Below are 22,087 nucleotides of genomic sequence, written 5' to 3'. Positions count from 1 at the left end.
GAGCACGCGAAAAGGGACCCTGGCCACCAGGGTCCCTTTCGCGTTGCCCGGACCCTCCGGGCGCCGCGTCCGCGGCGAGTCCGCGGCGAGTCCGCGGGACGTCCCCGGCAACGGATCTGCCCGGATGCGCGGGACATCCGGGCACCTCCCGGGGCCCGCCCCGGCACCTCCGGGCAGATCCGGTCCGCCGGGCGGACGGTCGGACGGTCGGACGGTCGGTCGGACGGTCAGCCGTTGATCGGCGGCCGGTAGGTGGTGTCCGGCCCCTGCGGCCCGGCCCCCGGGCCGCTGCCCGGCTCGACCACCTCGCCCTGGATCACCTTGCCGTCGGGGCGGTGGATGCGCAGCTGCTCCTGCAGCCGCATCGCGTCCGCGAACGGATCGGCCCCGACGCCCGCCGTGGAGCGCAGCGCCTTGTCGGCCACCCGGCGCCCGCCCGCCCGCCACAGCGCGCGGGTCGGCGGGAACAGCAGGGTCAGCGCCAGGACGTCCGAGAGGAACCCCGGCAGGATCAGCAGCAGCCCGGCCAGCACGGTCAGGCTGGTGCCGGTCTGCGGCTGCTTCGACTTCGGGTCACGGGTCTGCTCGATGGCGGCCGACAGCGCCCGCGCGCCGGCCCGCTTGATCAGCGAACCGCCGATCACCGCTCCGGCGATCAGCAGCAGCACCACGGTCAGGCCGCCCAGCCACGAGCCGACCTGGACCAGCAGCCAGATCTCCAGCACCAGCCAGGCGGTCAGCAGCAGCGGCAGCACCCGCCGCAGCTTCGAGCGCGGCGCCGGACGGGCGGGGGTAGCTTGCTGGGTCACGGTACGAATCCACTCCAAGCGGTGCTCTGCGCGCCGCACGGGAGGTCCGGGCCGGCTACGGCACCACCTGCTCCAACGATCAGCCGGCGGCCGGTGTTCCACCGGGGGTGCCGGCCGCGGCGGCGCGGCGGCGGCGGGCGAGCAGGACGCCGCCGGCGCAGGCGAGCAGGCCGGCCACGGCGAGGGTCCACTCGGGGGCGGCGCCGACCCGGTCGGCGACGGTGGTGCCGTCGCGCAGCGGGACGGTCGCGGACAGCTCGGCGGCGGTCAGCTCCTCGGTGCGCTGGACGACGCTGCCGTCCGGGGCGATCACCGCGCTGATGCCGCTGGTTGCCGCGATCAGCACCGCTCGGCCGTGCTCGACGGCGCGCAGCCGGCTCATCGCGAGCTGCTGCTCCGGCTGGCCGGTCTTGGCGTAGGTGGCGTTGTTGGTCTGCACGACGAGGACCCGGGCGCCCTGGTCGACGGTGTCGCGGACGATCTCGTCGTAGGCGACCTCGAAGCAGATGACGTCGCCGATCCGGGCCGGGCCGAGCTGCATGACGCCGTTGTGGTCGCCGGGGTAGAAGTCCCGGGCGACCCGCTGGAGCCGGGTGACGACCTTGGACAGCTGGTCGCGGAAGGGCACGTACTCGCCGAACGGCACCGGGTGCTGCTTGGTGTAGGAGGCGCCGGGGCCGGTCTTCGGGTCCCAGACGATGCCCTCGTTCTGCACGTGCTGCTCGTCGGGTCCGTCGACCAGGGTGCCGACCAGGGTGGGCACGCCGATCGCCCGCACCGCCTCGTCGATCCGGGCGTAGGCCAGCGGGTCGCTGAACGGGTCGAGGTCGGAGGAGTTCTCCGGCCAGATCACGATGTCCGGCTTCTCGGTCCGGCCGGCCCTGATGTCCTCGGCGAGCTTCTCGGTGGCGGCGGCGTGGTTGTTGAGCACCATCATCGGGCGGCCGAGGAAGTCCATGCCGGGGTTGGGCACGTTGCCCTGGATGACGGCGACCTTGACGGTGTCGGCGGGGTCGGTGGGCACCGGCACCAGGTAGCCGGCGAGCAGCGCGGCGACGGCGCCGAGCCCGGCGCCCGCGGCCTGCACCGGTCGGCGCGCGGTGCCGCGGGCGGTCATCCGCAGGGCGGCCAGGGCCAGCAGGGTGCCGGAGAGGGCGACGGCGAAGGTCACCAGCGGGGCGCCGCCGAGCGCGGCCAGCGGGGTGTACGGGGTGGCGGTGTTGGCGAACGCCAGCCGGCCCCAGGGGAAGCCGCCGAGCGGCAGCCGGTCACGGGCCCACTCCTGGGTGATCCACAGGCAGGCCCCCCACAGCGGCCAGGCGGGCAGCCGGGAGGTCACGGCGAGGCCGGAGCCGAGGGCGGCCAGGAACAGCGCCTCGACGACCGACAGACCGATGGTGGCGTCCCAGCCGACCACCCGCAGCCAGCTGAGCAGCATCAGGAAGAAGGGCAGGCCGAAGGCGAAGCCGGTCCAGGCGGCCTGCCGGGCCGTGCGGCCCCGGGTGAGCAGGGAGAGCGCGGCGACGCCGAGGACCGAGAGCGGCCACAGGTCGAAGGGCGGGAAGGCCAGCGCGAGCAGCAGTCCGGCCAGTGCGGCCAGGCCCGTGCGGGGAAGGCCGGCCCGGATCCTGGCGAGGGCGCGGGCGCTTCGGCCCGGGCCTGGTGCCTCGTCGGGGGACTCGGGCGCGGTCCCGGACCGCTCCTGGGTGACGGGCATGGCCACCGTCGCACCATCTCTCTCGCCGCCGCCCCGCGGGGGAACGGGGACGGCTGTTCGGACGCTGTCCGAAGAAGGTACCCCGGAACGTCACCCGGCCGTGAGCTGAGGGCCGTACCGGTGCGGAGCGGGGGGCGGCCGGTCGCGTCACCGGCCGCCCCCCGCCGTACCGCCACGCGTTACCCGGCGGCCGCCAGGTGGACGGTGCGGCCGCGGACCACGGTGCGCAGGCAGACCGGCAGCGGCTCGCCGGGGGTGAGGTCGGGCAGGCCCGGGGTGCCGGAGCGCGGGTCGGTCGACCAGCCGGCCACCCGGTCGTCCGGGGCCTGGACGACCAGGTCGCCGGCGGCCCAGACCGCGAAGCTGGCGACCGCGCCGGGCACGAGCACGCCGTCCTGGTCCCGGCCGATCGCGCGCCAGCCGCCGCGGGTGTGGGCGGTGAACGCGGCCCGCACCGAGATCCGGTGCGCGGGGGTGCGGTGGAAGGCGGCGGCGCGCACGGTGCCCCAGGGGTCGAGCGGGGTGACCGGGGCGTCCGAGCCGAAGGCCAGCGGGACGCCGGAGCGCAGCAGCGCGGCGAACGGGTTGAGCGCGGCGGCCCGCTCGGCGCCCAGGCGCTGGACGTACATGCCGTCCGGGCCGCCCCAGGCGGCGTCGAAGGCGGGCTGCACGGAGGCGGTCAGGCCCAGTTCGGCGAAGGCGGCGACGGTCTCGTCGTCCAGCGCCTCGGCGTGCTCGACCCGGTGGCGCAGCGCCCGGACCCGCCCGGCGCCGACCCGGTCGCCGGCGGCCCGTACGCCCTCGACGACGGCGGCGACCGCGGCGTCGCCGATGGCGTGGAACCCGGCCTGGAGCCCGGCCTCGGTGCAGGCGGCGACGTGGTCGGCGACCTGCGCGGCGGTCAGGTAGGCGGCGCCGGTGTGCGGGGCGTCGCTGTAGTCGTGGCGCAGGCAGGCGGTGTGCGAGCCGAGCGCGCCGTCCACGAAGAGGTCGCCGCCGGCGCCGACGGCGCCGAGCCGGCGGGCGGTCTCGACGCCGCCGCGCTCGCTCAGCTCGCCCCAGTAGCCGAACACCTCGGGGCCCGTGCCCTCGGCGGCCAGCTCCAGCAGGGCGGTGAAGTCCTCCTCGGAGGAGATCCCGGGGCCGGCGCACTCGTGCACCGCGCCGATGCCGAGTTCGGCGGCGCGCGCCAGGGCGGCGTGCTGGGCGGCGCGCCGCTGGGCGGGGGTGAGGCGGGCGAGCGCGGTCAGCCGCACGGCGTGGTGGGCGTCGCGGGTGAGCGGGCCGTCGGGGTGGAAGCCGGACTGCTCGGCGAGACCGTCGGTCAGCGCGCGCAGGGCGCTGGTCGCGAGGCCGGAGTGCACGTCGGTGCGGGAGAGGTAGACGGCGGCGCCACCGGCGGCGGCGTCCAGCTCGGCGAGGGTCGGCGGGCGGCCCTCCGGCCAGCCGGTCTCGTCCCAGCCGTGGCCGATCAGCACGCCGCCGGGCTGCTCCGCGGCGGCGACGAAGGCGGTGAGCGCGGCGAGGGCGGCGGCCAGCGAGGGGGTGCCGGTGAGGTCGAGGCCGGTCAGCGCGAGCCCGGCGGAGGTGGCGTGGACGTGGGCGTCGACGAAGGCGGGGGTGACCAGGGCACCGTCCAGCTCGACGATCTCGTCGGCGGTCCGCGCGTACGCCTCGGCGGCGCCGTCGCTGCCGACCCAGGCGACGTGCTCGCCCTCGACGAGCATGGCGGTGGCGAAGGGGTCGGCGGGGCTGTAGACGGCGCCGCCGCGCAGCAGGACGGTCCGGGGGCCGCTCCTGCCCGGGGGCGGGCAGGGCGGGCTGGTGCGTTCGGTCATGCGGCCTAGTCTGCACCCCCGTACGGGCCGGTCAGAGCTTCGGGGGGCGTGCCTCGTAGGGGGTGGACAGCACGACGGTGGTGCGGGTGGACACGCCGGCGGCGCTGCGGATGCGGGCCAGCAGGTCCTCCAGGTCGCCGGGGGCGCCGACGCGGACCTTGAGGATGTAGTTCTCGTCGCCGGCGACGCTGTGGCAGGCCTCGATCTCGGGCAGGTCGGCCAGCCGCTCGGGCGTGTCGTCCGGGGCGCTGGGGTCGAAGGGCTTGACCGAGATGAAGGCGGTGAGCGCCAGGTCGACGGCGTCCGGGTCGACGATCGCGGTGTAGCCGCGGATCACCCCGCGCTGTTCCAGCCGGCGCACCCGCTGGTGCACCGCCGAGGTGGACAGGCCGGTGGCCTTGCCCAGGTCCGTGTAGCTCATCCGGCCGTCCTGGAGGAGCAGCCGGACGATGCGTTGGTCGAGATCCTCCACAAGGCGCAAACCTACCCCCTCGGGGGCGCGTGGATCACGGCGCGGGGGCGCGCGCTGCCACCAGGCGCGCCCCGGGGTGCCGCGCGGGCACATGCCGGGCGAATGTGGCGAAGGACACACCCGGTGCATCACAGTGCGCCGAACCGCAGGGTTATGAGTCCGTTTCGGCGGGAAGTGCTGGTTGTGGCCCCGGGCGACCACGCCGGGCCCGATCCGAGGGGGATCACCATGCGCGTTACCGACCAGCGCCCGAGGGGCGCGGACGACGCCCACGATACGACCGACCGCGAGGACCTCGCGGTCCCCGACGAGACCCTGCCGGGGGTGGATCCGGGCGAGGCGGACACCTGGGAGATCGTCCGGGTGCACTGCCCTTCGTGCCGGCGCCCGATCGCCCTGGTGGGCGACGAGGAGCGGCTGCCGCAGCATGCCGTCCTGCCGCGGCCCTGGCACCCCTTCTCGCCCGCGCTCTGCCCCGGTTCGGGCACGCCGACGGACGACCTGGCCGAGGTGGAGAGCGCCGAGGACGCCGGGTCCGCCGCGCTGGACGTGCTCCCGGCGCTGCCGGGCGAGCACGACTGGCGCACCCAGCCGTTCTCGCACGCGCTGGTCCACCGCCCGGTCCGCTCGGTGCCCGCACCGGCCATCCCCGAGCAGCGGGGCCGGTTCTCGCGGCGCTGAACCCCCGCACGCCGCGCGGCCTCTGACGGTTCGACGATCGGTTCGACGCAGTCCGACGACAACGGCCTCCGGGCGTCGCTCCGCACCCTGGAGCGGCGCCCGGAGGCCGTTCGCCGGCTGCCCCGCGGCGGGGCCGGGCGGGGGCGGCCGGCCGAGGGTCAGGACTTCGTGAGGTGGCGGCCGATCACCAGGCGCTGGATCTGGTTGGTGCCCTCGACGATCTGCAGCACCTTGGCCTCGCGCATGAAGCGCTCGGCCGGGAAGTCCTGGGTGTAGCCGTAGCCGCCGAGCACCTGGACGGCGTCGGTGGTCACCCGCATCGCGGCGTCGGTGCAGAACAGCTTGGCCATCGCCGCCTCCTTGGAGAACGCCAGGCCGGCGTCGCGGCGGCGGGCGGCGGCCAGGTAGAGCGCGCGGCCGGCCTCGATCTGGGTGGCCATGTCGGCGAGCATGAAGGACAGGCCCTGGAAGTCGGCGATCGGCCGGCCGAACTGCCGGCGGGTGCCGGCGTACTCGACGGCGAGGTCGAGCGCGGCCCGGGCGACGCCGATCGCGCAGGCGGCGATGCCGAGCCGGCCGGAGTCCAGCGCGCCGAGCGCGATCTGGAAGCCCTGGCCCTCGGTGCCGATCAGCCGCTCGCGCGGGACCCTGACGCCGTCGAAGTGCAGCTGGGCGGTCGGCGAGGACTTCATGCCCATCTTCTGCTCCGGCGGGGCGGCCGAGAGGCCTTCCTGGTCGCCGGGGACCAGCAGGCAGCTGATGCCGCGCGAGCCCTCCTCGCCGGTGCGCACCAGGGCGCTGTAGAAGTCGGCCCGGCCGCCGTGGGTGATCCACGCCTTGGTGCCGTTGACCACGTAGTCCTCGCCGTCCAGGTGGGCGCGGGTGCGCAGGGCGGCGGCGTCGGAGCCGGACTGCGGCTCGGAGAGGCAGTAGGCGCCGAGCTGCGCGCCGGAGAGCATGCCGGGCAGCCAACGGTCGCGCTGCTCGTCGGTGCCGAAGGTGGCGAGCGCGTGGCAGGAGAGGGTGTGCACGCTGACGCCGAGGCCGATGGCCAGCCAGCCGGACGCCAGCTCCTCCAGGACCTGGAGGTAGACCTCGTAGGGCTGGTCGCCGCCGCCGTGGCGCTCCTCGTAGGGGAGCGAGAGCAGCCCGGCCTCGCCGAGCGTGCGGAAGACCTCGCGCGGGAAGCGGCCGGCGGCCTCGTCCTCCGCGGCGCGCGGCAGCAGCTCGCGCTGGACGAGGTCCCGGGTGAGGGCCAGGAGCTCACGGGCCTCCTCGCTGGGCAGCTGGCGGTCGACGGCCTTCGCGGGGGACGCGGGGGAGGTGGTCATGGTGGCTGGTCGCCTCCTCGGTCGTGCGCCGGGCCCCGGGGAGTGGTCGGGCCCGCGCGGGGTGTGGCAGCTCGGCCCGGCCGGCACCGGATCACGGTGAACGGCCGTTCACATGCTCGGCGATGCGAGTATGCCCGATCGCGGCGCTGCCGTCACGACCTGCACCGGATCACTGTCCGTACCGGCACACCGGCCCCCGTAGGGTTGACGTTGTGGCTGCTTCCGAGACTTCCGCCGCCCCGGTAGTGGGGCCCCGCGCCGTCGCCGGGTCCGGCGCACGCGACGAGCGCGGCGCTCCCGACGCGTCCGGCGCTCCCGGCACTGGCGGTGCTCGCGATGCTTGCGGCGCTCGCGATGCGGGCGGCGCCCCGGACGCGTGCGGCGCTCTCGACGCGCTCGCCGCCGAGCTGCGGGCGCTGCCACCGTCCTGCGGTCCGGTGCGGCTGGTCGCGGTGGACGGGCACGCGGGCTCGGGGAAGACGACCTTCGCCGGCCGGCTGTCGGCCGCGCTGGGCGGCGCCCCGGTGGTGCACCTGGACGACCTGGCGACGCACGCCGAGCCGTTCGGCTGGACCGCCCGGCTGCGCACGCAGGTGCTGGAGCCGCTGGCCGCGGGGCGGGACGCACGGTACCGGGTGTACGACTGGACGCTGCGCCGGTTCGCCGGCACGGCCGAGGTGCCGTCGGCGCCGGTGGTCCTGGTCGAGGGCGTGGGCGCCGGGCGGCGCGCGGTGCGGCCGTGGCTCAGCCGGCTGGTGTGGATGGAACTGGACGCGGCGGCGGCCCGGCGGCGCGGGGAGCAGCGGGACGGCCCGGAGCTGGCGGAGTTCTGGGCCGGCTGGGCGGTCGCCGAATCGGCGCATTTCGCCGCCGACCCGAGCCGTCCGCACGCCGGCACGGTGGTCGACGGGGTGACCGGGCGGATCGCGCCGAGCACCGTCGGTGAACCTTCAACAATCACCTTGACCTGCGGGATCGTCAGGAAATAAGTTCTCACTCGTTGCCGGACTCCTGGATTCCGCAACCTCGGACCCGGTATCCCCGGCTTGTTCCCCCGTGAGCCGGGGATATCGTCCGACCACCGCGCCCCGGATCCGGCCATCCGTCAACGCCCGCCCGCCAGATCGCTTTTGACATCGTGCGGCACCCTTCCGGATCAGCCCGGCGCCGGTACGATTCCTGGCAGGCGCATATGCGCCCCGGGGGCAGACGACCACCGGCGGGGTCCCGCCCACCACCGCACCGGCCGGGCCCCGAGCCACACCGCGGGGGGCGTTGAGTGACGAACGAGAGTTCCCAGAGCAACAACGCGGGCGGGCCGGCACCGAACCGGCTCGCCGACCGCGCCTGGCTGCGCGCCATGGACGCCTACACGGCCGGGGCGTACAGCCGGGCCGAGGAGGAGTTCCGCGCCGCCGTGCGGCTCGACCCCGGCATGGCCGACGCCTGGCTCGGCCTGCACGCCCTGCGCAGCGACACCTCCGGCGCGCTGCTCGCCATGCACCGCCACCGCAAGCGCTTCGGCGAGCAGCGCCGGCGCCACGCCCGGCCGCTGAGCTCCTGGTACTGGCTCGGCTGGTGGGTGCAGCCGGTGCTGGAGACCCCGCGCGACCTCGCCCTCGCCCACGCCTCGCACTGGCTGGACGGCCGTCACCTCGCCGAGCTGGACCAGGCGTTGGAGCAGTGCCCGGCCCCCGCCGAGGACTCGTCGGCCCGCTTCCTGCACGCCTGCCGCTCCTATCTGCTCAAGGACTGGGAACAGCTGATCCGGGACACCGACCGGCTGCTCGACGACGCGCTGCTCGGCATCGAGGCCGGACTCTTCGCCGGCATGGCGCGGGTCCGGCTGGACATGTGCGCCCAGGCACAGGCCCCGCTCGCCGCCTCGCTCGCCCGCTGCCGCTCCGAGCAGCCGCAGCGCAAGGAGCTGCGCTACTGGCTGGGCCGCGCCTACGAGGGCGCCGGGCGCAGCGCGGCCGCGTTACCCCTCTACCGGGCGGTGCACCGGGCCGATCCGGCGTTCATGGACACCGCGGCCCGGCTCGCGGCGATCTCCGCCGAGGACGCCGTCGCCGACACCCTGCTGGACGCGCTCGGCGGGGGCCGGGAGGCCGGACGGACGGGCGGGCCGGAGGAGGACGCACTGGAGGCCGCGCTGCTGGACCCGCCGGACTTCGACCCGCCCGGCGCCCCCGGCGGCCCGGACCCCTTCGGCGGACCGGTGCTCGACGGACCGCTCACCGACGCACCGTTCCCGGACGCACCGTTCACCGACGGCCCGCTCACGGACGGCCCGCTCGGCGACGGGTCCCTGCCGGACGGGCCCCTGCCGGACGGGGCGGACGAGCCGGAGCCGGGCGTCGACCGCTCCCCGGTGGTGCCGACCGCCGCCGGGCCGGGCCCGGGCACCGACAACAGGTCCGGCCCCGGCGGCGCGCCGCCCCCGCTGGCCGCCGGCGGACGCTCCGGCTCCACCGCGCCGCAGCCCGCCGCCGTCTCCCCCGCCACGCCCGCGCCGGCGCGCGGTCCGGCCGTCCTCCCCCGCCCCACCAGCACCTCCCCGGCACTCGGACGCGAGGGCGACCAGGCCGAGTTGGACGCCGCACTGGCCGAACTCTCCCGGATGGTCGGCCTGGAGCCGGTCAAGCGGCAGGTGCGGGCGCTCTCCGCCCAGCTGCGGATGGCCCGGCTGCGCGCCGAACAGGGCCTGCCGGTCCAGCCGCCCAAGCGCCACTTCGTCTTCTCCGGCCCCTCCGGCACCGGGAAGACCACCGTGGCACGGATCCTCGGCCGGGTCTTCCACGCCCTCGGCCTGCTCTCCGGCGACCACTTGGTCGAGGCCCAACGGGCGGACCTGGTCGGCGAGTTCCTCGGCCAGACGGCCGTCAAGGCGAACGAGCTGATCGATTCCGCGCTGGACGGCGTGCTCTTCATCGACGAGGCCTACAGCCTCTCCAACTCCGGCTACAGCAAGGGCGACGCGTACGGCGACGAGGCGCTCCAGGTGCTGCTCAAGCGTGCCGAGGACAACCGGGACCGGCTGGTGGTGATCCTGGCCGGCTACCCCGAGGGCATGAACCGGCTGCTGGCCGCCAACCCCGGTCTGAACTCCCGCTTCACCACCCGGGTCGACTTCCCCAGCTACCGCCCCGGCGAGCTGACCGCGATCGGCGCCTCGCTCGCCGGGCAGGACGGCGACGGCTGGGACGAGGACGCCGCCGAGGAGCTGGCCTCGATCTGCACCCACGTGGTGCGCGAAGGCTGGATCGACGAGCTCGGCAACGGCCGGTTCATCCGCACCCTGTACGAGAAGTCCTGCGCCTACCGGGACCTGCGGCTCACCCTGCTGCGCGAGCCACCCGGCCGGGAGGACCTCGCCACGCTGCGGCTGCCGGACCTGGTGCAGGCCTACGGCGAGCTGATCGACGGCCGGGGCCGGAGCGCCTAGCCGGGGCGTGTCCGGCGATTCGCGTCGCACACCCGGCGGGAATCGCCGGACACGCCCCGGCCTCGGTTCCCCGGCGGGCGGCGTCAGCCGGCCGGCGCCGCGGCCTCCAACGCCGCGGCCTCCTTCTCCCGGGCCAGGCCGACCGTCGGCCGGTCCGGGCGCTGCGGGGCGACACCGCCGATCGAGCGCAGCCACGCCCAGGTGTCGGCGACCGTCTCGGCCGCCGGCCGGCAGCGCAGCCCGGCGGCGAGCGCCCTGCTCACGTCCGCGCCGTGCATGGTGTCGTACAGCTCGCCCGGCGGGACCCAGAACGGCAGCTCCGTCCACGGCGCGATCCCGGCCGCGGCGACCGCCTCCGGGGCCGTCCAGCGCAGCTCGGCGTGCGCGCCGGTGACCGCCGCGCAGGCCTCCAGGAGGTCGCCGGTGGTGCTGTGCCCGCGCGGGCCGACCAGGTCGTAGGGGCCGCCGAGGCCGGCCGCGAGGGCGTCCAGGGTCCAGCCGGCGAGGTCGCGGACGTCGATGAACTGGAGGCCGAGGTCGCGCGGGCCGGGGGCGAGCACCGGGCCGCCGCGGGCGATCCGGTTCAGCCACCAGGGAAGCCGGCCGATGTTCTCGTACGGTCCGACGATCAGCCCGGCACGGACCAGCAGCGCCCGGTCACCGAAGGCGTCCAGCGCCGCCAGCTCCCCGCCGCGCTTGGACTCCGGGTAGGGCACCTCGCCGTCGTCCGGCGAGCCGTCCACCACCGGGGCGCTCTCGTCGGCCCCGGCCGGCGTCGGATAGGCGTACACCGACCGGCTGGACACGTACGCGTAGCGCCCGGCCCGGCCGGCCAGCAGGCGGGCGCTGTCGCGCACCGCCGACGGGGCGGCCGACCAGGTGTCCACCACCGCGTCCCACTCCCCCTCGGCCAGGGCGGCGAGCCCGCCCCCGGCCGTGCGGTCCCCGTGCAGGACCCGCGTCCCCGGCGGCGCGGCGTGCGTCCCCCGGTGGAAGACCGTCACCTCCCACCCCCGCTCCAGGGCCGCCTCGGCGACGGCCCGCCCCACGAACTCCGTACCACCCAGCAGGAGAAGTCTCATGCCGACCACCCTGCACAACGGGTGGCCGGCATGGGAACGGCGGCACGCTCAGAGCGGAATCGCCCGTAGCGAAGCGGTTTCGGGAACCGGGGGCGGTCCTACGCGGCCGAGCGGTGGTCCGGGTCGTACACCTCGCCGACCAGCTCCTCCAGCACGTCCTCCAGCATCACCACGCCGAGCGTGCGCCCGTCCTGGTCGAGGACGGCCGCGAGGTGGCAGGCGGCCCGGCGCATCGCGCCCAGCGCGTCGTCCAGCGGCAGGGTGCCGCGCAGCACGGTGATCGGGCGCCACAGGCGGGCCGGGACGGGCACCGTCGGGTCCTCGACGTCGAGGATGTCCTTGAGGTGCAGGTACCCGAGGTAGCCGTGGCCGGCCGGGTCGCCGTCGGTGACCGGGAAGCGCGAGAAGCCGGTGCGCAGCGCCAGCGACTCGATCTGGGCGGCGGTCACCTTGGTGTCCACGGTGACCAGCTGCTCGGGGGTGAGCAGGACGTCGGTGAGCGGGCGGCGGCCCAGCTCCAGGGCGTCCTCCAGGCGCTCCTGGCGGTCCTTCTCCAGCAGTCCGGCGTCCCCCGAGTCGGCGAGCAGGTACATCAGCTGCTCGGTGGTGAACACCGACTCCACCTCGTCCTTGCTCTCCACCTTGAACAGCTTGAGCACGCCGTTGGCGAAGGAGTTGAGGAAGGCGATCACCGGGGCCAGCCAGCGGGCGAGCCGGTCCAGCGGCGGGCCGAGCCAGAGCGCGGCCTTCTCGGGGCCGGCCAGCGCCATGTTCTTCGGCACCATCTCGCCCATCACCATGTGCAGGTAGACCACCACGGCCAGCGAGATGCCGTACGCCAGCGGGTGCTGCAGGCCGGCGGGGATGCCCACCGCGTGGAACGGGCCCTCCAGCAGGTGGGCGATGGTCGGCTCGGCGAGCGCGCCCAGGCCCAGCGAGCAGACGGTGATGCCGAGCTGGGCGGCGGCGAGCATCGCGGAGACGTTGGACAGCGCGTGCAGCACGGTGCGGGCGCGCTTGTTGCCCGCCTCGGCGAGCGGTTCGATCTGGCTGCGCCGGACCGAGACGACGGCGAACTCGGCGCCGACGAAGAAGGCGTTGCCGAGCAGCAGCAGGAGGGCGACGGCCAGTTGGAGCGCGGTCATCGGGTCCCGTCCTCGTCGTCGTCCAGGAAGTGGTGGTGGTCGGCGGTGCGTTCCACCCGGACCCGGCTGGTCCGGTGGCGGTCCACGGCCTCGACGGTGAACCGCCAGCCGGGCAGTTCGGCCTGCTCACCGGGGTCGGGGAGCTTGCCGAGCAGGTCGGCGACCAGGCCGGCCAGCGTCTCGTACGGGCCCTCCGGGGCGTGCAGGCCGATGGCCTCCAGCTGGTCGAGCCGGGCGCGGCCGTCGGCCGCCCAGACGGGCTGCCCGTCGGCCGGCGCCAGCGGCAGCAGTTCGGGGGTGTCGGCGGGGTCGTGCTCGTCCTGCACCGCGCCGACGATCTCCTCGACGATGTCCTCGACGGTGACCACGCCGGCGGTGCCGCCGTACTCGTCGACCACGATGGCCATCGGCTGGAGGCGGCGCAGCTGGTCGAGCAGCCGCTCGGCGGGGAGCGTCTCGGGCACCAGCAGCGGCGGGACGGCGAGGTCGGCGACCCGCACCGAGCCGCGCCGCTCGGCGGGCACGGCGAGCGCGTCCTTGAGCGTGACGGTGCCGGTGACCTCGTCCAGGCTGTCGGTGTAGACCGGGAAGCGGGACAGGCCGGTGGCCCGGGTGAGGTTGAGGACGTCGGCGGCGCTGGCGTCGCGCTGGAGGGCGGAGACGTCGACGCGCGGGGTCATCACGGACTCCGCGGTGAGGTCGCCGAGGCCGAGGGTGCGCACGAACAGGGCGGCCGACTCCTCGTCTATCGCGCCCGCCTTGGCGGAGTGCCGGGCGAGCGAGACCAGCTCGGCGGGGGTGCGGGCGTGGCCCAGCTCCTCCTGCGGCTCGATGCCGAAGGCCCGCACGGTGCGGTCGGCGGAGCCGTTCAGCACGCTGATCAGCGGGCGGCAGACCCGGGAGAACGCCATGTGCGGGGCGGCGACCGCGCGGGCCACCTGGAGCGGGCGGGAGATCGCCCAGTTCTTGGGGACGAGCTCGCCGATCACCATCTGGACGACGGTGGCGAGCAGCATGCCGATCACCACCGCGGCGCCGCGGGCGGCGCCGGCGGGCAGGCCGATGCCGGTGAACACCGGCTTCAGCAGGGTCGACAGGGCGGGCTCGGCGAGCATGCCGACCACCAGCGAGGTGACGGTGATGCCGAGCTGGGCACCGGAGAGCTCGAAGGAGAGGTGCCGAAGGGCCCGGGAGACCCGGCCGGACTTGGCGTCCCCGGCCTCGGCGGCGCGCTCGACGGCGCCGCGCTCCACGGTCACGAAGGCGAACTCGGCGGCCACGAAGAGGCCGTTGGCGAGGATGAGCAGGATGGCTGCGAACAGCAGCAGCCAGGCGGTGATCACAGTGCCGCCTGCCTTCCGGTGGTCGGAAGGAGGGCGGCGCAGGTACTACCGGACGGATCGTCCATGGACGGGGAGTGTCACTCCTCAGGTCGATTTCGGGCAGGGCAATGCCTTTGCCCCGCTTTTACCAGCGTAGACCATACCCGTGCGACCGCCGGATCCGCGTTCGGACCCGCCCGGTGGGCGGTGCCGGGCCCGGCCGATGTGCCGCACCGGGCCGCCGCGCCGCGCTCAGCCGCTGTGCCGGGCGACCAGGTCGCGCAGCGCGCGGGCGTCGGCGATGGCCTGGGCCTTGCCCACCCCGGACTGGATGCCGACGGCGGCCAGCGAGGTGCCGTCGGCGAGGTCGAGGGTGGCCCACGGGTCGCCCTGGCGGAAGTTCACGCCGATGACCTCGGCCCAGGCCAGCCGGCGGCTGCGGACGAAGTTGACCACGGTGACGCCCTCGGCGTCGGCGCTGACCCGCGGCCGGGCCAGCATCAGGCCGACGCCGGCGAACAGCACGCCGCTGGCCGCCATCATGATCCGGTCGTTGAGCTGCCAGTTCGCCGGGAGGGCGAAGGCCAGCACCGCGAACAGCACCACCAGCAGCGCGCAGACCGGCAGCAGCACGGCGCGGGTGCGGCGCGGGGCCCAGGTGACGGGGAACTCGGCGGGGGTGGACACGAGGGGGCTCCGGGGGTGCTGGTTCGGGTGGTGACGGAAGGGGTGGGGCGCCGGACGGCGGCCCCACCCCATTCAACCGGTGCTTATGCCCGCGAGCCGGTCAGAGGCGGCAGGCGTGGATGTTGGTCACCAGGATGGCCCGGGCGCCGATGCCCCACAGGTCGTCCATGATCTGCTGGGCCTCCTTGCGGAGCACCATCGAGCGGACCGCCACCCAGCCCTCGGTGTGCAGCGGGGAGACGGTCGGCGACTCCAGGCCGGGGGTCAGCGCCACGGCGGCGGCGACGTTCTCGGCGCGGATGTCGTAGTCCATCAGCACGTAGCGGCGGGCCACCAGCACGCCCTGCAGCCGGCGCAGGAACTGCTCGACGGCCGGGTCCTCGCCGGCGCCCTTGGGGCGGATCACCACGGCGTCGGAGATCAGGATCGGCTCGCCGAAGACCTCCAGGCCGGCGTTGCGCAGGCTGGTGCCGGTCTCCACCACGTCGGCGATCACGTCGGCGACGCCCAGCTGCACCGCGGTCTCCACCGCGCCGTCCAGCTTGGTGACGGTGGCCTTCACCCCGTGGTCGGCGAGGTGCTGCTCGACCAGGCCGGTGTAGGAGGTGGCGATCCGCAGGCCCTCCAGGCCCTTGACGTCCTCGACGTCCACGCCGACCGGGCGGGCGAAGCGGAAGGTCGAGCCGGCGAAGCCGAGCGCGAGCACCTCCTCGGCGTTGGAGTGCGAGTCCAGCAGCAGGTCACGGCCGGTGATGCCGACGTCGAGGCGGCCGGAGCCGACGTACACGGCGATGTCGCGCGGGCGCAGGAAGAAGAACTCCACCTGGTTCCCCGGGTCGACCAGGACCAGCTCCTTGGCGTCCTTGCGCTGCCGGTAGCCGGCCTCATGGAGCATCTCCGCCGCAGGACCCGAGAGCGAACCCTTGTTGGGGACGGCGATGCGCAGCATGGAGGTCAGTTCCTTACCTGTTCGGTGGGGGTGGAGGGGGGGTTCCGGGCCTGGGCCTAGAGGTACTTGTAGACGTCGTCGAGGGTCAGTCCGCGGGCGACCATCATCACCTGAAGGTGGTAGAGGAGCTGGGAGATCTCCTCGGCGGTCTGCTCGTCGGACTGGAACTCGGCGGCCATCCAGACCTCGGCGGCCTCCTCGACGACCTTCTTGCCGATCGCATGGACGCCCTGCTGGACGAGCTGCGCGGTGCGGGAGGACGAGGGGTCGCCGGTGGCGGCCTTCTGCTGGAGCTCGGAGAAGAGCTCCTCGAATGTCTTCGAAGCCATGATGGGACTCACCTTACGGCGTGCGGACGGACGGACGGTAAACGGTTCCGGACCGTGGACAGTCCGGTGGACGTCCACGGTCCGGGGCCGGCCCGGCCGGCCGCTCAGAGCGTGCGCAGCGCCGCGGCGGTGGCGACGGCCGCGGTGACCGCCTCGTGGCCCTTGTCCTCGGCGGAGCCCGGCAGGCCCGCGCGGTCCAGCGCCTGCTCCTCGTTGTCGCAGGTCAGCACGCCGAAGCCGACCGGGACGCCGGTGTCCACGGCGACCTGGGTGAGGCCGGCGGTGGCGGCCTGGCAGACGTAGTCGAAGTGCGGGGTGCCGCCGCGGATGACCACGCCGAGGGCGATCACGGCGTCGTAGCCGCGCTCGGCGAGGCGCTTGGCGGCGACCGGCAGCTCGAAGGTGCCGGGGACGCGCAGGACGGTCGGCTCGGTGACGCCCAGCTCCTTGAGGGCGCGGTGGGCGCCGTCGAGGAGGCCGTTCATCACCTGCTCGTGCCACTGGGCGGCGATCACGGCGACCTTGAGGCCGGCGGCGTTGTCGATGGTCAGGTCGGGGGCTCCGTGGCCGCTCATGTGCGGTGCCTTTCGGTGGTTCGGGTGGACGGTGTCCGGGTCGTGGTCAGTCGCCGAGGCCGGGCAGGTCGTGGCCCATCCGGTCGCGCTTGGTGCGCAGGTAGCGCGCGTTGTGCTCGCCCGCCGGGATCTCGACCGGCTCGCGGCCCTTGACCTTCAGCCCGTGCTCGGTGAGCGCGGTGAGCTTCTGCGGGTTGTTGGTCAGCAGGGTGAGCGAGCGCACGCCGAGGTCGCAGAGCATCTGGGCGCCGATGCTGTAGTCGCGGGCGTCGGCGGGCAGGCCGAGGTCGAGGTTGGCGTCGACGGTGTCGCGGCCCTGCTCCTGGAGCTCGTAGGCGCGCAGCTTGTGCGCCAGGCCGATGCCCCGGCCCTCGTGGCCGCGCAGGTAGAGCACCACGCCCCGGCCGGCCTCGGCGACCCGGCGCAGCGAGGCCTGCAGCTGCGGGCCGCAGTCGCAGCGCAGCGAGCCGAGCACGTCGCCGGTGAGGCACTCGGAGTGGACCCGGACCAGCACGTCCTCGCCGTCCGGCAGCCGGCCCTCGGCATCGAGACCGCCGGCGACCAGGGCGATGTGCTCGACGCCGTCGAGGGTGCCGCGGTAGCCGACGGCGGTGAACTCGCCGTGGGCGGTGGGCAGCGCGGTGACGGCGGCCCGGTCGACGTGCAGTTCGGTGCGGCGGCGGTAGGCGATGAGGTCGGCGATGGAGATGATCGCCAGGTTGTGGGTGCGGGCGAAGGCGACCAGTTCGGGCAGCCGCGCCATGGTGCCGTCGTCGTTGACCACCTCGGCGATCGCGCCGGCCGGGGCGAGTCCGGCGAGCCGGGCCAGGTCGACGGCGGCCTCGGTGTGGCCGGGGCGCACCAGCACGCCGCCCTCGACGGCGCGCAGCGGGAAGACGTGCCCGGGGCGGGCGAGGTCGCCGGGCCCGGTGCCGGGCGAGGCGAGCAGGCGCACGGTGCGGGCCCGGTCGGCGGCCGAGATGCCGGTGTCGACGCCCTCGCGGGCGTCCACCGAGACGGTGTAGGCGGTGCCCTTGCGGTCCTCGTTGACCTGGGTCATCGGGGGGAGCTTGAGGCGGTCCAGCTCCGCGCCGGTCATCGGGGCGCAGATCACGCCGGAGCTGTAGCGGATGGTGAAGGCCATCAGTTCGGGGGTCGCGGCACTGGCCGCGAAGACGATGTCGCCCTCGTTCTCGCGGTCCTCGTCGTCGACGACGATCACCGCGCGGCCGAGCGCGATGTCGGCGACGGCACGCTCGACCGGGTCGAGGACGAGCTCGTCGCTCTGCTGGTTCTCGGTCATGCCGTAGCTCCCTGCGGGACGGTGGTGGACGTGGGGCGCGGCGCACGGGTGTTCAGCCACCACGAGCGCAGCCCGAGCAGGACGAGGACGAAGTAGACGGAGTAGGTGAGGCCGGAGAAGGTGTAGCCGGTGTGGAAGGCGAGCGGCACGCCGACCACGTCGACGGCGATCCAGGCGAACCAGAACTCCACCCAGCCGCGGGCCTGGGCGATCATGGCCGCCAGGGTGCCGACGAAGATGTAGGCGTCCGCCCAGGGGCTCCAGGAGCCGAGCGCGGGGATGGTCAGGAAGGCCCAGGCGAGCAGGGCGGTGCCGGCCGCGGTGCCGGCGGCGAGCGCGGCCCGTTCGGGCCAGGTGGCGAAGCGGACGGCGATCCCGCCGGCGCCCCGGCGTCCGCGCCGCCACTGGTTCCAGCCCCAGGCGGCGGTGGCGACGACGATCAGCTGCTTGCCGACCATGCCGGGCACGTTGCCGGCCAGGTAGGCGGTGATCAGGACCAGGCCGGAGAGCAGCTGGACCGGCCAGCTCCAGACCGACCGGCGCCAGCCGAGCGCGAGGCCGGCCATGCCGAACAGGTTGCCGATCATGTCCGACCACTTCACGTGCTGGCCGAACACGGTGAAGGCGTCAGCGTTGAGCCAGTTCACCGGTCCTCCCCGGCGGGGTTCGTCGGGGGCAGCGTGCGGGACTCCAGCAGCCGCTCCACGTACTTGGCGAGGACGTCGACCTCCAGGTTGACGCTCTCGCCGACGGCCTTGGCGCCGAGCGTGGTCAGCGCGAGGGTCGCCGGGATGAGGCTGACGGTGAAGCTGTCGCGGGCGGCCTCGACCACGGTGAGGCTGACGCCGTCGACGGTGATCGAGCCCTTCTCCACCAGGTAGCGGGTGACGGACTGCGGCAGCGAGAAGCGCAGCACCTCCCAGCGGAGGTTGCCGGCGGCGTCGCGCTCCCCCGGCTCACGGCTCAACAGCCGGCCGGTGGCGTCGACATGACCCTGCACCAGGTGGCCGCCGAGCCGGGCGCCGAGCGCCATGGCGCGCTCCAGGTTGACCGGCGAGCCGGGCTTCAACTCGCCCAGGCTGGAACGGTGGAGGGTCTCGGCCATCACGTCGGCGGTGAACTCGCCGGTGCCGGCGGCCAGTTCGGAGGGGCTGTCGACGACGGTCAGGCAAACGCCGTTGACCGCGATGGAGTCGCCGTGGCGCGCGTCCTGACAGACCACCGGGCCGCGCAGGCGGATTCGCGAGGAGTCGCCGATCTCCTCGATCGACACGACCTCGCCGAGCTCTTCGATGATGCCGGTGAACACCCGGGTTCTCCTCGCGCTTGGGGCGCGGACTCCGGGGTGTGGCAACGGGAAACCGACGCGGACGGGGGCACGGCCGCACGGGCTCGCGGGACGGCCTCGGGACCCGTCGTCGGGCCGCTGCCGCACCGGACGCCGGAGGAGGGGAACCCTCGACCGCCGACCCGTACCACCTCCCGCGGTCCACCGGGGGACCACGGATACGCTCACTCGTCCGCCGCGCACGCCTCCCATCCGGACTTTAACCGTCGGTCCAGGAATTTCACCTGGTCAACCGGCCGCTGGCTGCGGACGGGTCGCGGACTGTAACCGCCGGTTCGGATTTTCACCGACCCCGGAGTGCGCTGAACGTCACTGCTACTGCTGCCGTCATTGTGCCACGCCGGGAGCCGGTGCAGGGAGGGTCCGCCGCTGTGGGCTGTTTCACGACGGCGGCGGGAATGCGCGCGGGTGCGCGGGGGCGCACGCTGGTGGGGAGGCGGATTGCGGGCCGGGCGCTGCGCACGGCCCGCCGGGTACGAGTAGCGCGGCCGCCGTGACGGGCGGCGGGCGAGCGGCCGGGAGCGGCGCCCGGGCGGCGGCGGGGAGGGGCCCCGCCGCCGCCCGCGGCCCTCAGGCCGCCGCCTTGGGCTTCAGGTCCACCACGCTCGCGCCGTCCGCCGCCCGCTGGACGGCCTCGATGCCCTTGTGGGCGGCGTCCTTGCTCGCGTACCCCTGGCCGGTCGCGACGATCTCGCCGTTGCCCGCCTTGAGCCGGAACCGGTACTTGCCCCTCGCGTCCTCGTACACCTCGAACTTGCCCGCCATCCGGGCCACCTCCTCGTCGCCGGGACGCGCCGCGCGCCCCACCTGCACGGTGCGCCCCCGCGCCCGGGGCCCGCATCCGTTCGGGGTCCGCCCGGGTGACCTCCCGGCGGTCCGTCGCCGAGCGGATGCCGGGGGCGCGGCGGGCCGGTTGAATGGACGGATGGACTGCGTCTTCTGTGCGGTGGTGGCGGGCACGGAGCCCGCGCACCGGGTGCTGGACGACGAGGCGGCGGTGGCCTTCCTGGACCGCCGGCCGCTGTTCCCGGGCCACGTCCTGGTGGTGCCGCGCACCCACCACCGCACCCTGGCGGACCTCCCGGCCGCGCAGGTGGGCCCGTTCTTCCTGCGGGTGCAGCGGGTGGCGGCGGCGGTGGAACAGGGGCTGGGCGCGGCGGGCAGCTTCGTCGCGGCGAACAACCGGATCAGCCAGTCGGTGCCGCACCTGCACGTGCACGTGGTGCCGCGCAACCCCAAGGACGGGCTGCGCGGCTTCTTCTGGCCGCGCCGGACGTACCCCGACGAGACGGGCGCGGCGCTGGTCGCCGAGCGGCTGCGGGCCGCGCTCGCCCCGCCGGAGGGCCGGCGGCCGGACGTCAGCCGACCCTGACGTCGTCCAGCACCCAGTACCAGTTGTTGCTGCCGGTGTAGCGGAACCGCAGCCGCAGCCGGCTCGCGCCCGCCGGGACGGCCAGGGCGAGGCGCTGGCGGCCGTTGGTGTCGGTGGTGAAGCTCTTCACCTCCACCGGCGCGCCACCGTCCCAGACGGCGAGCACCCGGGCGCTCTGCGCGCCCTCCGGCCGGTAGAAGGTGGTGAAGGTGACCGGCACGGTGCTGCGCCCGGCCACCGGGTACTCGGGGCTGACCAGGGTGGAGTCGTAGGTCCCCGAGAAGAGCTTGTCGGCCCACTCGTCGGAGTCGGCGACGGCGAAGACGCCCCGGGAGCGGACGTTCAGCTCGCGGTTCTGGTCGCGCTGGGTCTTCGTCCAGAACTCGTCGGTGGTGAACGACCAGCCGCGCCACTCGGCGACGCCGCCGCTGCCCATCGCGGAGTTGTCGACCGACCAGCCGGCCGGCGGGGTGTGGGTGAAGCCGAGGACGCCGGCCGCGATGCCGGTCTCGTCCACCCGGCCGGTGAGCTGCGGGCGCAGCGCGTCGAACTCGTCGGGGACCAGGGCCGGGATCGGGGTGCCGTCGAGGTTCCAGGCCGGGTCGGCGGCGATGCCGAGGTGGGCGAGGGCGGTGGGCGCGATGTCCACCATGCGCACGTCGTGGCGGACCGAACCGGCCGGGAACGCCGAGCCGTTGGCGATCACGAAGGTCTGCCGCTCCTCCCAGGTGGAGCCGCCGTGGCCGCCGGTCGGGGTGTGGCCGTGGTCGGCGGTGACCATGATCAGCCAGTCCTCCTGGGCGTAGCCGGCCCGGCCGCGGACGGCGGCGACGATCTGGCCCACCTGGGCGTCCACGCCGCGGATCGCGGTCAGGTAGGCCTGGCTGGCGGAGCCGCTGCTGTGGCCGGCGTTGTCGACGTTGTCGAGGTGGACGAAGACCACGTCGGGGTTGTCGTCGCGCAGCTTGGCGACCGCGCGGGCGGTGGTGCCGGTGTCGTACTCGGCGGAGGGGGTGGCGATCCGGGTGTCGACCCGGCCGGAGCAGATGGTGTCGGCGATCGGCGCCCAGGAGGCGACCACGTAGGTGGAGAGCGCGGGGTCGGCGGCCTCGGCGCGGGTCAGGAAGTCCGGGTAGGCGGTGAGGTTGGGCGCGGTGAAGTTGTTGTCCTTGACGTTGTGCTTGTCCGGCCAGACGCCGGTGGCGACGGTGGACCAGCCGGGGCCGGAGAGGGTGCCGGCCATCGGGTTGGCGTAGAGGCTGCTCGCCGCGGTGAGGCCGCCGGCCATCAGGGCGGTGAGGTGGGGGGCGCCGGCGTCCTTGATCCGGGTGAGCATGGTGCCGTCGAGGCCGATCAGCAGGACCTTCGGGGTCCGGCCGGCGGCCGCGGCGGTCGGGGTGGCCGCCGGAGAGGCCGCCGGGGCGGTGGCCGCGCGGGCGGCGGTGGCGGTGAGCGGGGCGGCGGCGAGCGCGGCGGCGGTGCCGAGGAGCAGGCCCCGGCGGGAGAGGCCGGGGGCGGCGGGGGTCTGCGGGGTCACGTCGTCCTCCTGATGCTGCGTCATGGCGCGGAAGGGGGCGGTGACTACGGTCGGAGCGCCGGATGGACGGGGGTGGCCCGGTTTCCGACCCGGGTGTGAACAACGCCCGAATTCGGTCCAGACCCGTTATGTTCCCGTGATC

At 74.9% G+C, this 22,087-nt stretch carries 21 protein-coding genes and 1 riboswitch; of the genes, 4 read left to right on the top strand and 17 right to left on the bottom strand.

The features are described 5' to 3' along the window. Positions 1-227: 227 nt before the first annotated feature. From fxsA to ACF1AK_RS18140, 4 genes are all read right to left on the bottom strand, one after another. A complete protein-coding gene (gene fxsA, locus ACF1AK_RS18155; protein ID WP_391499757.1) occupies positions 228-809 on the bottom strand; it encodes an FxsA family membrane protein in 582 nt (193 codons plus the stop codon). Between the two features lie 79 nt (positions 810-888). Further along, positions 889-2,526 (bottom strand): apolipoprotein N-acyltransferase, encoded by a 1,638-nt coding sequence (gene lnt, locus ACF1AK_RS18150; protein WP_391499783.1) that lies wholly within the window; start codon positions 2,524-2,526, stop codon positions 889-891. Between the two features lie 179 nt (positions 2,527-2,705). After that, complete coding sequence (locus ACF1AK_RS18145; RefSeq protein ID WP_391499756.1) at positions 2,706-4,364, bottom strand: amidohydrolase; 1,659 nt, start codon at positions 4,362-4,364, stop codon at positions 2,706-2,708. A gap of 31 nt (positions 4,365-4,395) precedes the next feature. Further along, complete coding sequence (locus ACF1AK_RS18140) at positions 4,396-4,836, bottom strand: Lrp/AsnC family transcriptional regulator (protein ID WP_380283856.1); 441 nt, start codon at positions 4,834-4,836, stop codon at positions 4,396-4,398. Between the two features lie 228 nt (positions 4,837-5,064). Here ACF1AK_RS18140 and ACF1AK_RS18135 point away from each other — a divergent pair, with 228 nt between their 5' ends. Beyond that, on the top strand, positions 5,065-5,517 hold the full coding sequence (locus ACF1AK_RS18135) for a hypothetical protein (protein WP_391499755.1): 453 nt from the start codon (positions 5,065-5,067) through the stop codon (positions 5,515-5,517). 158 nt (positions 5,518-5,675) lie between these two features. Here the strand turns inward: ACF1AK_RS18135 and ACF1AK_RS18130 are convergent, their stop codons facing one another. Next, a complete protein-coding gene (locus ACF1AK_RS18130; protein WP_391499754.1) occupies positions 5,676-6,848 on the bottom strand; it encodes an acyl-CoA dehydrogenase family protein in 1,173 nt (390 codons plus the stop codon). Positions 6,849-7,255: 407 nt separating this feature from the next. On the opposite strand from ACF1AK_RS18130, the gene ACF1AK_RS18125 reads away from it, so the two are divergent. Beyond that, positions 7,256-7,837 carry a uridine kinase gene (locus ACF1AK_RS18125; RefSeq protein ID WP_391499782.1) on the top strand — a complete coding sequence of 194 codons (582 nt, stop codon included), beginning with the start codon at positions 7,256-7,258 and terminating at the stop codon, positions 7,835-7,837. A 371-nt stretch (positions 7,838-8,208) separates the two neighbouring features. Further along, the gene (locus ACF1AK_RS18120; RefSeq protein WP_391499781.1) at positions 8,209-10,296 is read left to right on the top strand and encodes an AAA family ATPase; all 2,088 of its coding nucleotides are present in this window, start codon (positions 8,209-8,211) and stop codon (positions 10,294-10,296) included. 83 nt (positions 10,297-10,379) lie between these two features. On the opposite strand, the gene ACF1AK_RS18115 is transcribed toward ACF1AK_RS18120, so the two are convergent. The 11 genes from ACF1AK_RS18115 to ACF1AK_RS18065 form a co-directional block, all read right to left on the bottom strand. Beyond that, the gene (locus tag ACF1AK_RS18115) at positions 10,380-11,378 is read right to left on the bottom strand and encodes an NAD-dependent epimerase/dehydratase family protein (RefSeq protein ID WP_391499753.1); all 999 of its coding nucleotides are present in this window, start codon (positions 11,376-11,378) and stop codon (positions 10,380-10,382) included. Between the two features lie 98 nt (positions 11,379-11,476). Further along, entirely contained in the window at positions 11,477-12,523 is a 1,047-nt protein-coding gene (locus tag ACF1AK_RS18110; protein WP_391499752.1) for a hemolysin family protein, read from the bottom strand. Further along, positions 12,520-13,866: a hemolysin family protein gene (locus tag ACF1AK_RS18105; RefSeq protein ID WP_391499751.1), complete on the bottom strand. Its 1,347-nt coding sequence runs from the start codon at positions 13,864-13,866 to the stop codon at positions 12,520-12,522. The genes ACF1AK_RS18110 and ACF1AK_RS18105 overlap by 4 nt, the downstream gene beginning before the upstream one ends. Before the next feature lie 231 nt (positions 13,867-14,097). Next, the gene (locus ACF1AK_RS18100) at positions 14,098-14,532 is read right to left on the bottom strand and encodes a PH domain-containing protein (protein WP_391499750.1); all 435 of its coding nucleotides are present in this window, start codon (positions 14,530-14,532) and stop codon (positions 14,098-14,100) included. 100 nt (positions 14,533-14,632) lie between these two features. Beyond that, positions 14,633-15,481: an ATP phosphoribosyltransferase gene (gene hisG / locus ACF1AK_RS18095; RefSeq protein ID WP_391499749.1), complete on the bottom strand. Its 849-nt coding sequence runs from the start codon at positions 15,479-15,481 to the stop codon at positions 14,633-14,635. A gap of 56 nt (positions 15,482-15,537) precedes the next feature. After that, positions 15,538-15,810 carry a phosphoribosyl-ATP diphosphatase gene (locus ACF1AK_RS18090; protein ID WP_360252217.1) on the bottom strand — a complete coding sequence of 91 codons (273 nt, stop codon included), beginning with the start codon at positions 15,808-15,810 and terminating at the stop codon, positions 15,538-15,540. Positions 15,811-15,914: 104 nt separating this feature from the next. Next, a complete protein-coding gene (gene ribH / locus ACF1AK_RS18085) occupies positions 15,915-16,385 on the bottom strand; it encodes a 6,7-dimethyl-8-ribityllumazine synthase (protein WP_391499748.1) in 471 nt (156 codons plus the stop codon). Between the two features lie 46 nt (positions 16,386-16,431). Further along, positions 16,432-17,688 (bottom strand): bifunctional 3,4-dihydroxy-2-butanone-4-phosphate synthase/GTP cyclohydrolase II, encoded by a 1,257-nt coding sequence (locus ACF1AK_RS18080; protein WP_380287273.1) that lies wholly within the window; start codon positions 17,686-17,688, stop codon positions 16,432-16,434. Next, complete coding sequence (locus ACF1AK_RS18075) at positions 17,685-18,275, bottom strand: nicotinamide riboside transporter PnuC (protein ID WP_391499780.1); 591 nt, start codon at positions 18,273-18,275, stop codon at positions 17,685-17,687. The genes ACF1AK_RS18080 and ACF1AK_RS18075 overlap by 4 nt, the downstream gene beginning before the upstream one ends. A gap of 56 nt (positions 18,276-18,331) precedes the next feature. Next, the gene (locus ACF1AK_RS18070) at positions 18,332-18,997 is read right to left on the bottom strand and encodes a riboflavin synthase (protein ID WP_391499747.1); all 666 of its coding nucleotides are present in this window, start codon (positions 18,995-18,997) and stop codon (positions 18,332-18,334) included. A gap of 215 nt (positions 18,998-19,212) precedes the next feature. Then, a riboswitch (FMN riboswitch) is annotated at positions 19,213-19,340 on the bottom strand. A 266-nt stretch (positions 19,341-19,606) separates the two neighbouring features. Next, entirely contained in the window at positions 19,607-19,801 is a 195-nt protein-coding gene (locus ACF1AK_RS18065; RefSeq protein ID WP_391499746.1) for a YegP family protein, read from the bottom strand. A gap of 160 nt (positions 19,802-19,961) precedes the next feature. Between ACF1AK_RS18065 and ACF1AK_RS18060 the strand changes: the two genes are divergently transcribed. Beyond that, on the top strand, positions 19,962-20,408 hold the full coding sequence (locus tag ACF1AK_RS18060) for an HIT family protein (RefSeq protein ID WP_391499745.1): 447 nt from the start codon (positions 19,962-19,964) through the stop codon (positions 20,406-20,408). Here the strand turns inward: ACF1AK_RS18060 and ACF1AK_RS18055 are convergent. Continuing rightward, positions 20,395-21,969: an alkaline phosphatase family protein gene (locus ACF1AK_RS18055; RefSeq protein WP_391499744.1), complete on the bottom strand. Its 1,575-nt coding sequence runs from the start codon at positions 21,967-21,969 to the stop codon at positions 20,395-20,397. The two genes, ACF1AK_RS18060 and ACF1AK_RS18055, sit on opposite strands and share 14 nt — an antisense overlap. Between the last annotated feature and the right edge of the window lie 118 nt (positions 21,970-22,087).

The sequence above is a fragment of the Kitasatospora sp. NPDC015120 genome, from assembly GCF_043080305.1.
Lineage (GTDB): Bacteria > Actinomycetota > Actinomycetes > Streptomycetales > Streptomycetaceae > Kitasatospora.
This window is presented reverse-complemented; position numbering and strand designations above follow the sequence as displayed.

Excerpts from the sequence above, each read along its gene's own strand:
- ACF1AK_RS18080 (WP_380287273.1), bottom strand. The coding sequence starts at position 17,688 with ATGACCGAGAACCAGCAGAGCGACGAGCTCGTCCTCGACCCGGTCGAG.
- ACF1AK_RS18090 (WP_360252217.1), bottom strand. The coding sequence starts at position 15,810 with ATGGCTTCGAAGACATTCGAGGAGCTCTTCTCCGAGCTCCAGCAGAAG.
- ACF1AK_RS18055 (WP_391499744.1), bottom strand. The coding sequence starts at position 21,969 with ATGACGCAGCATCAGGAGGACGACGTGACCCCGCAGACCCCCGCCGCC.
- hisG (WP_391499749.1), bottom strand. The coding sequence starts at position 15,481 with ATGCTGCGCATCGCCGTCCCCAACAAGGGTTCGCTCTCGGGTCCTGCG.
- ACF1AK_RS18145 (WP_391499756.1), bottom strand. The coding sequence starts at position 4,364 with ATGACCGAACGCACCAGCCCGCCCTGCCCGCCCCCGGGCAGGAGCGGC.
- ACF1AK_RS18130 (WP_391499754.1), bottom strand. The coding sequence starts at position 6,848 with ATGACCACCTCCCCCGCGTCCCCCGCGAAGGCCGTCGACCGCCAGCTG.
- ACF1AK_RS18075 (WP_391499780.1), bottom strand. The coding sequence starts at position 18,275 with ATGATCGGCAACCTGTTCGGCATGGCCGGCCTCGCGCTCGGCTGGCGC.
- ACF1AK_RS18115 (WP_391499753.1), bottom strand. The coding sequence starts at position 11,378 with ATGAGACTTCTCCTGCTGGGTGGTACGGAGTTCGTGGGGCGGGCCGTC.
- ACF1AK_RS18120 (WP_391499781.1), top strand. The coding sequence starts at position 8,209 with ATGGACGCCTACACGGCCGGGGCGTACAGCCGGGCCGAGGAGGAGTTC.
- ACF1AK_RS18135 (WP_391499755.1), top strand. The coding sequence starts at position 5,065 with ATGCGCGTTACCGACCAGCGCCCGAGGGGCGCGGACGACGCCCACGAT.
- ACF1AK_RS18110 (WP_391499752.1), bottom strand. The coding sequence starts at position 12,523 with ATGACCGCGCTCCAACTGGCCGTCGCCCTCCTGCTGCTGCTCGGCAAC.
- lnt (WP_391499783.1), bottom strand. The coding sequence starts at position 2,526 with ATGCCCGTCACCCAGGAGCGGTCCGGGACCGCGCCCGAGTCCCCCGAC.
- ACF1AK_RS18060 (WP_391499745.1), top strand. The coding sequence starts at position 19,962 with ATGGACTGCGTCTTCTGTGCGGTGGTGGCGGGCACGGAGCCCGCGCAC.
- ribH (WP_391499748.1), bottom strand. The coding sequence starts at position 16,385 with ATGAGCGGCCACGGAGCCCCCGACCTGACCATCGACAACGCCGCCGGC.
- ACF1AK_RS18065 (WP_391499746.1), bottom strand. The coding sequence starts at position 19,801 with ATGGCGGGCAAGTTCGAGGTGTACGAGGACGCGAGGGGCAAGTACCGG.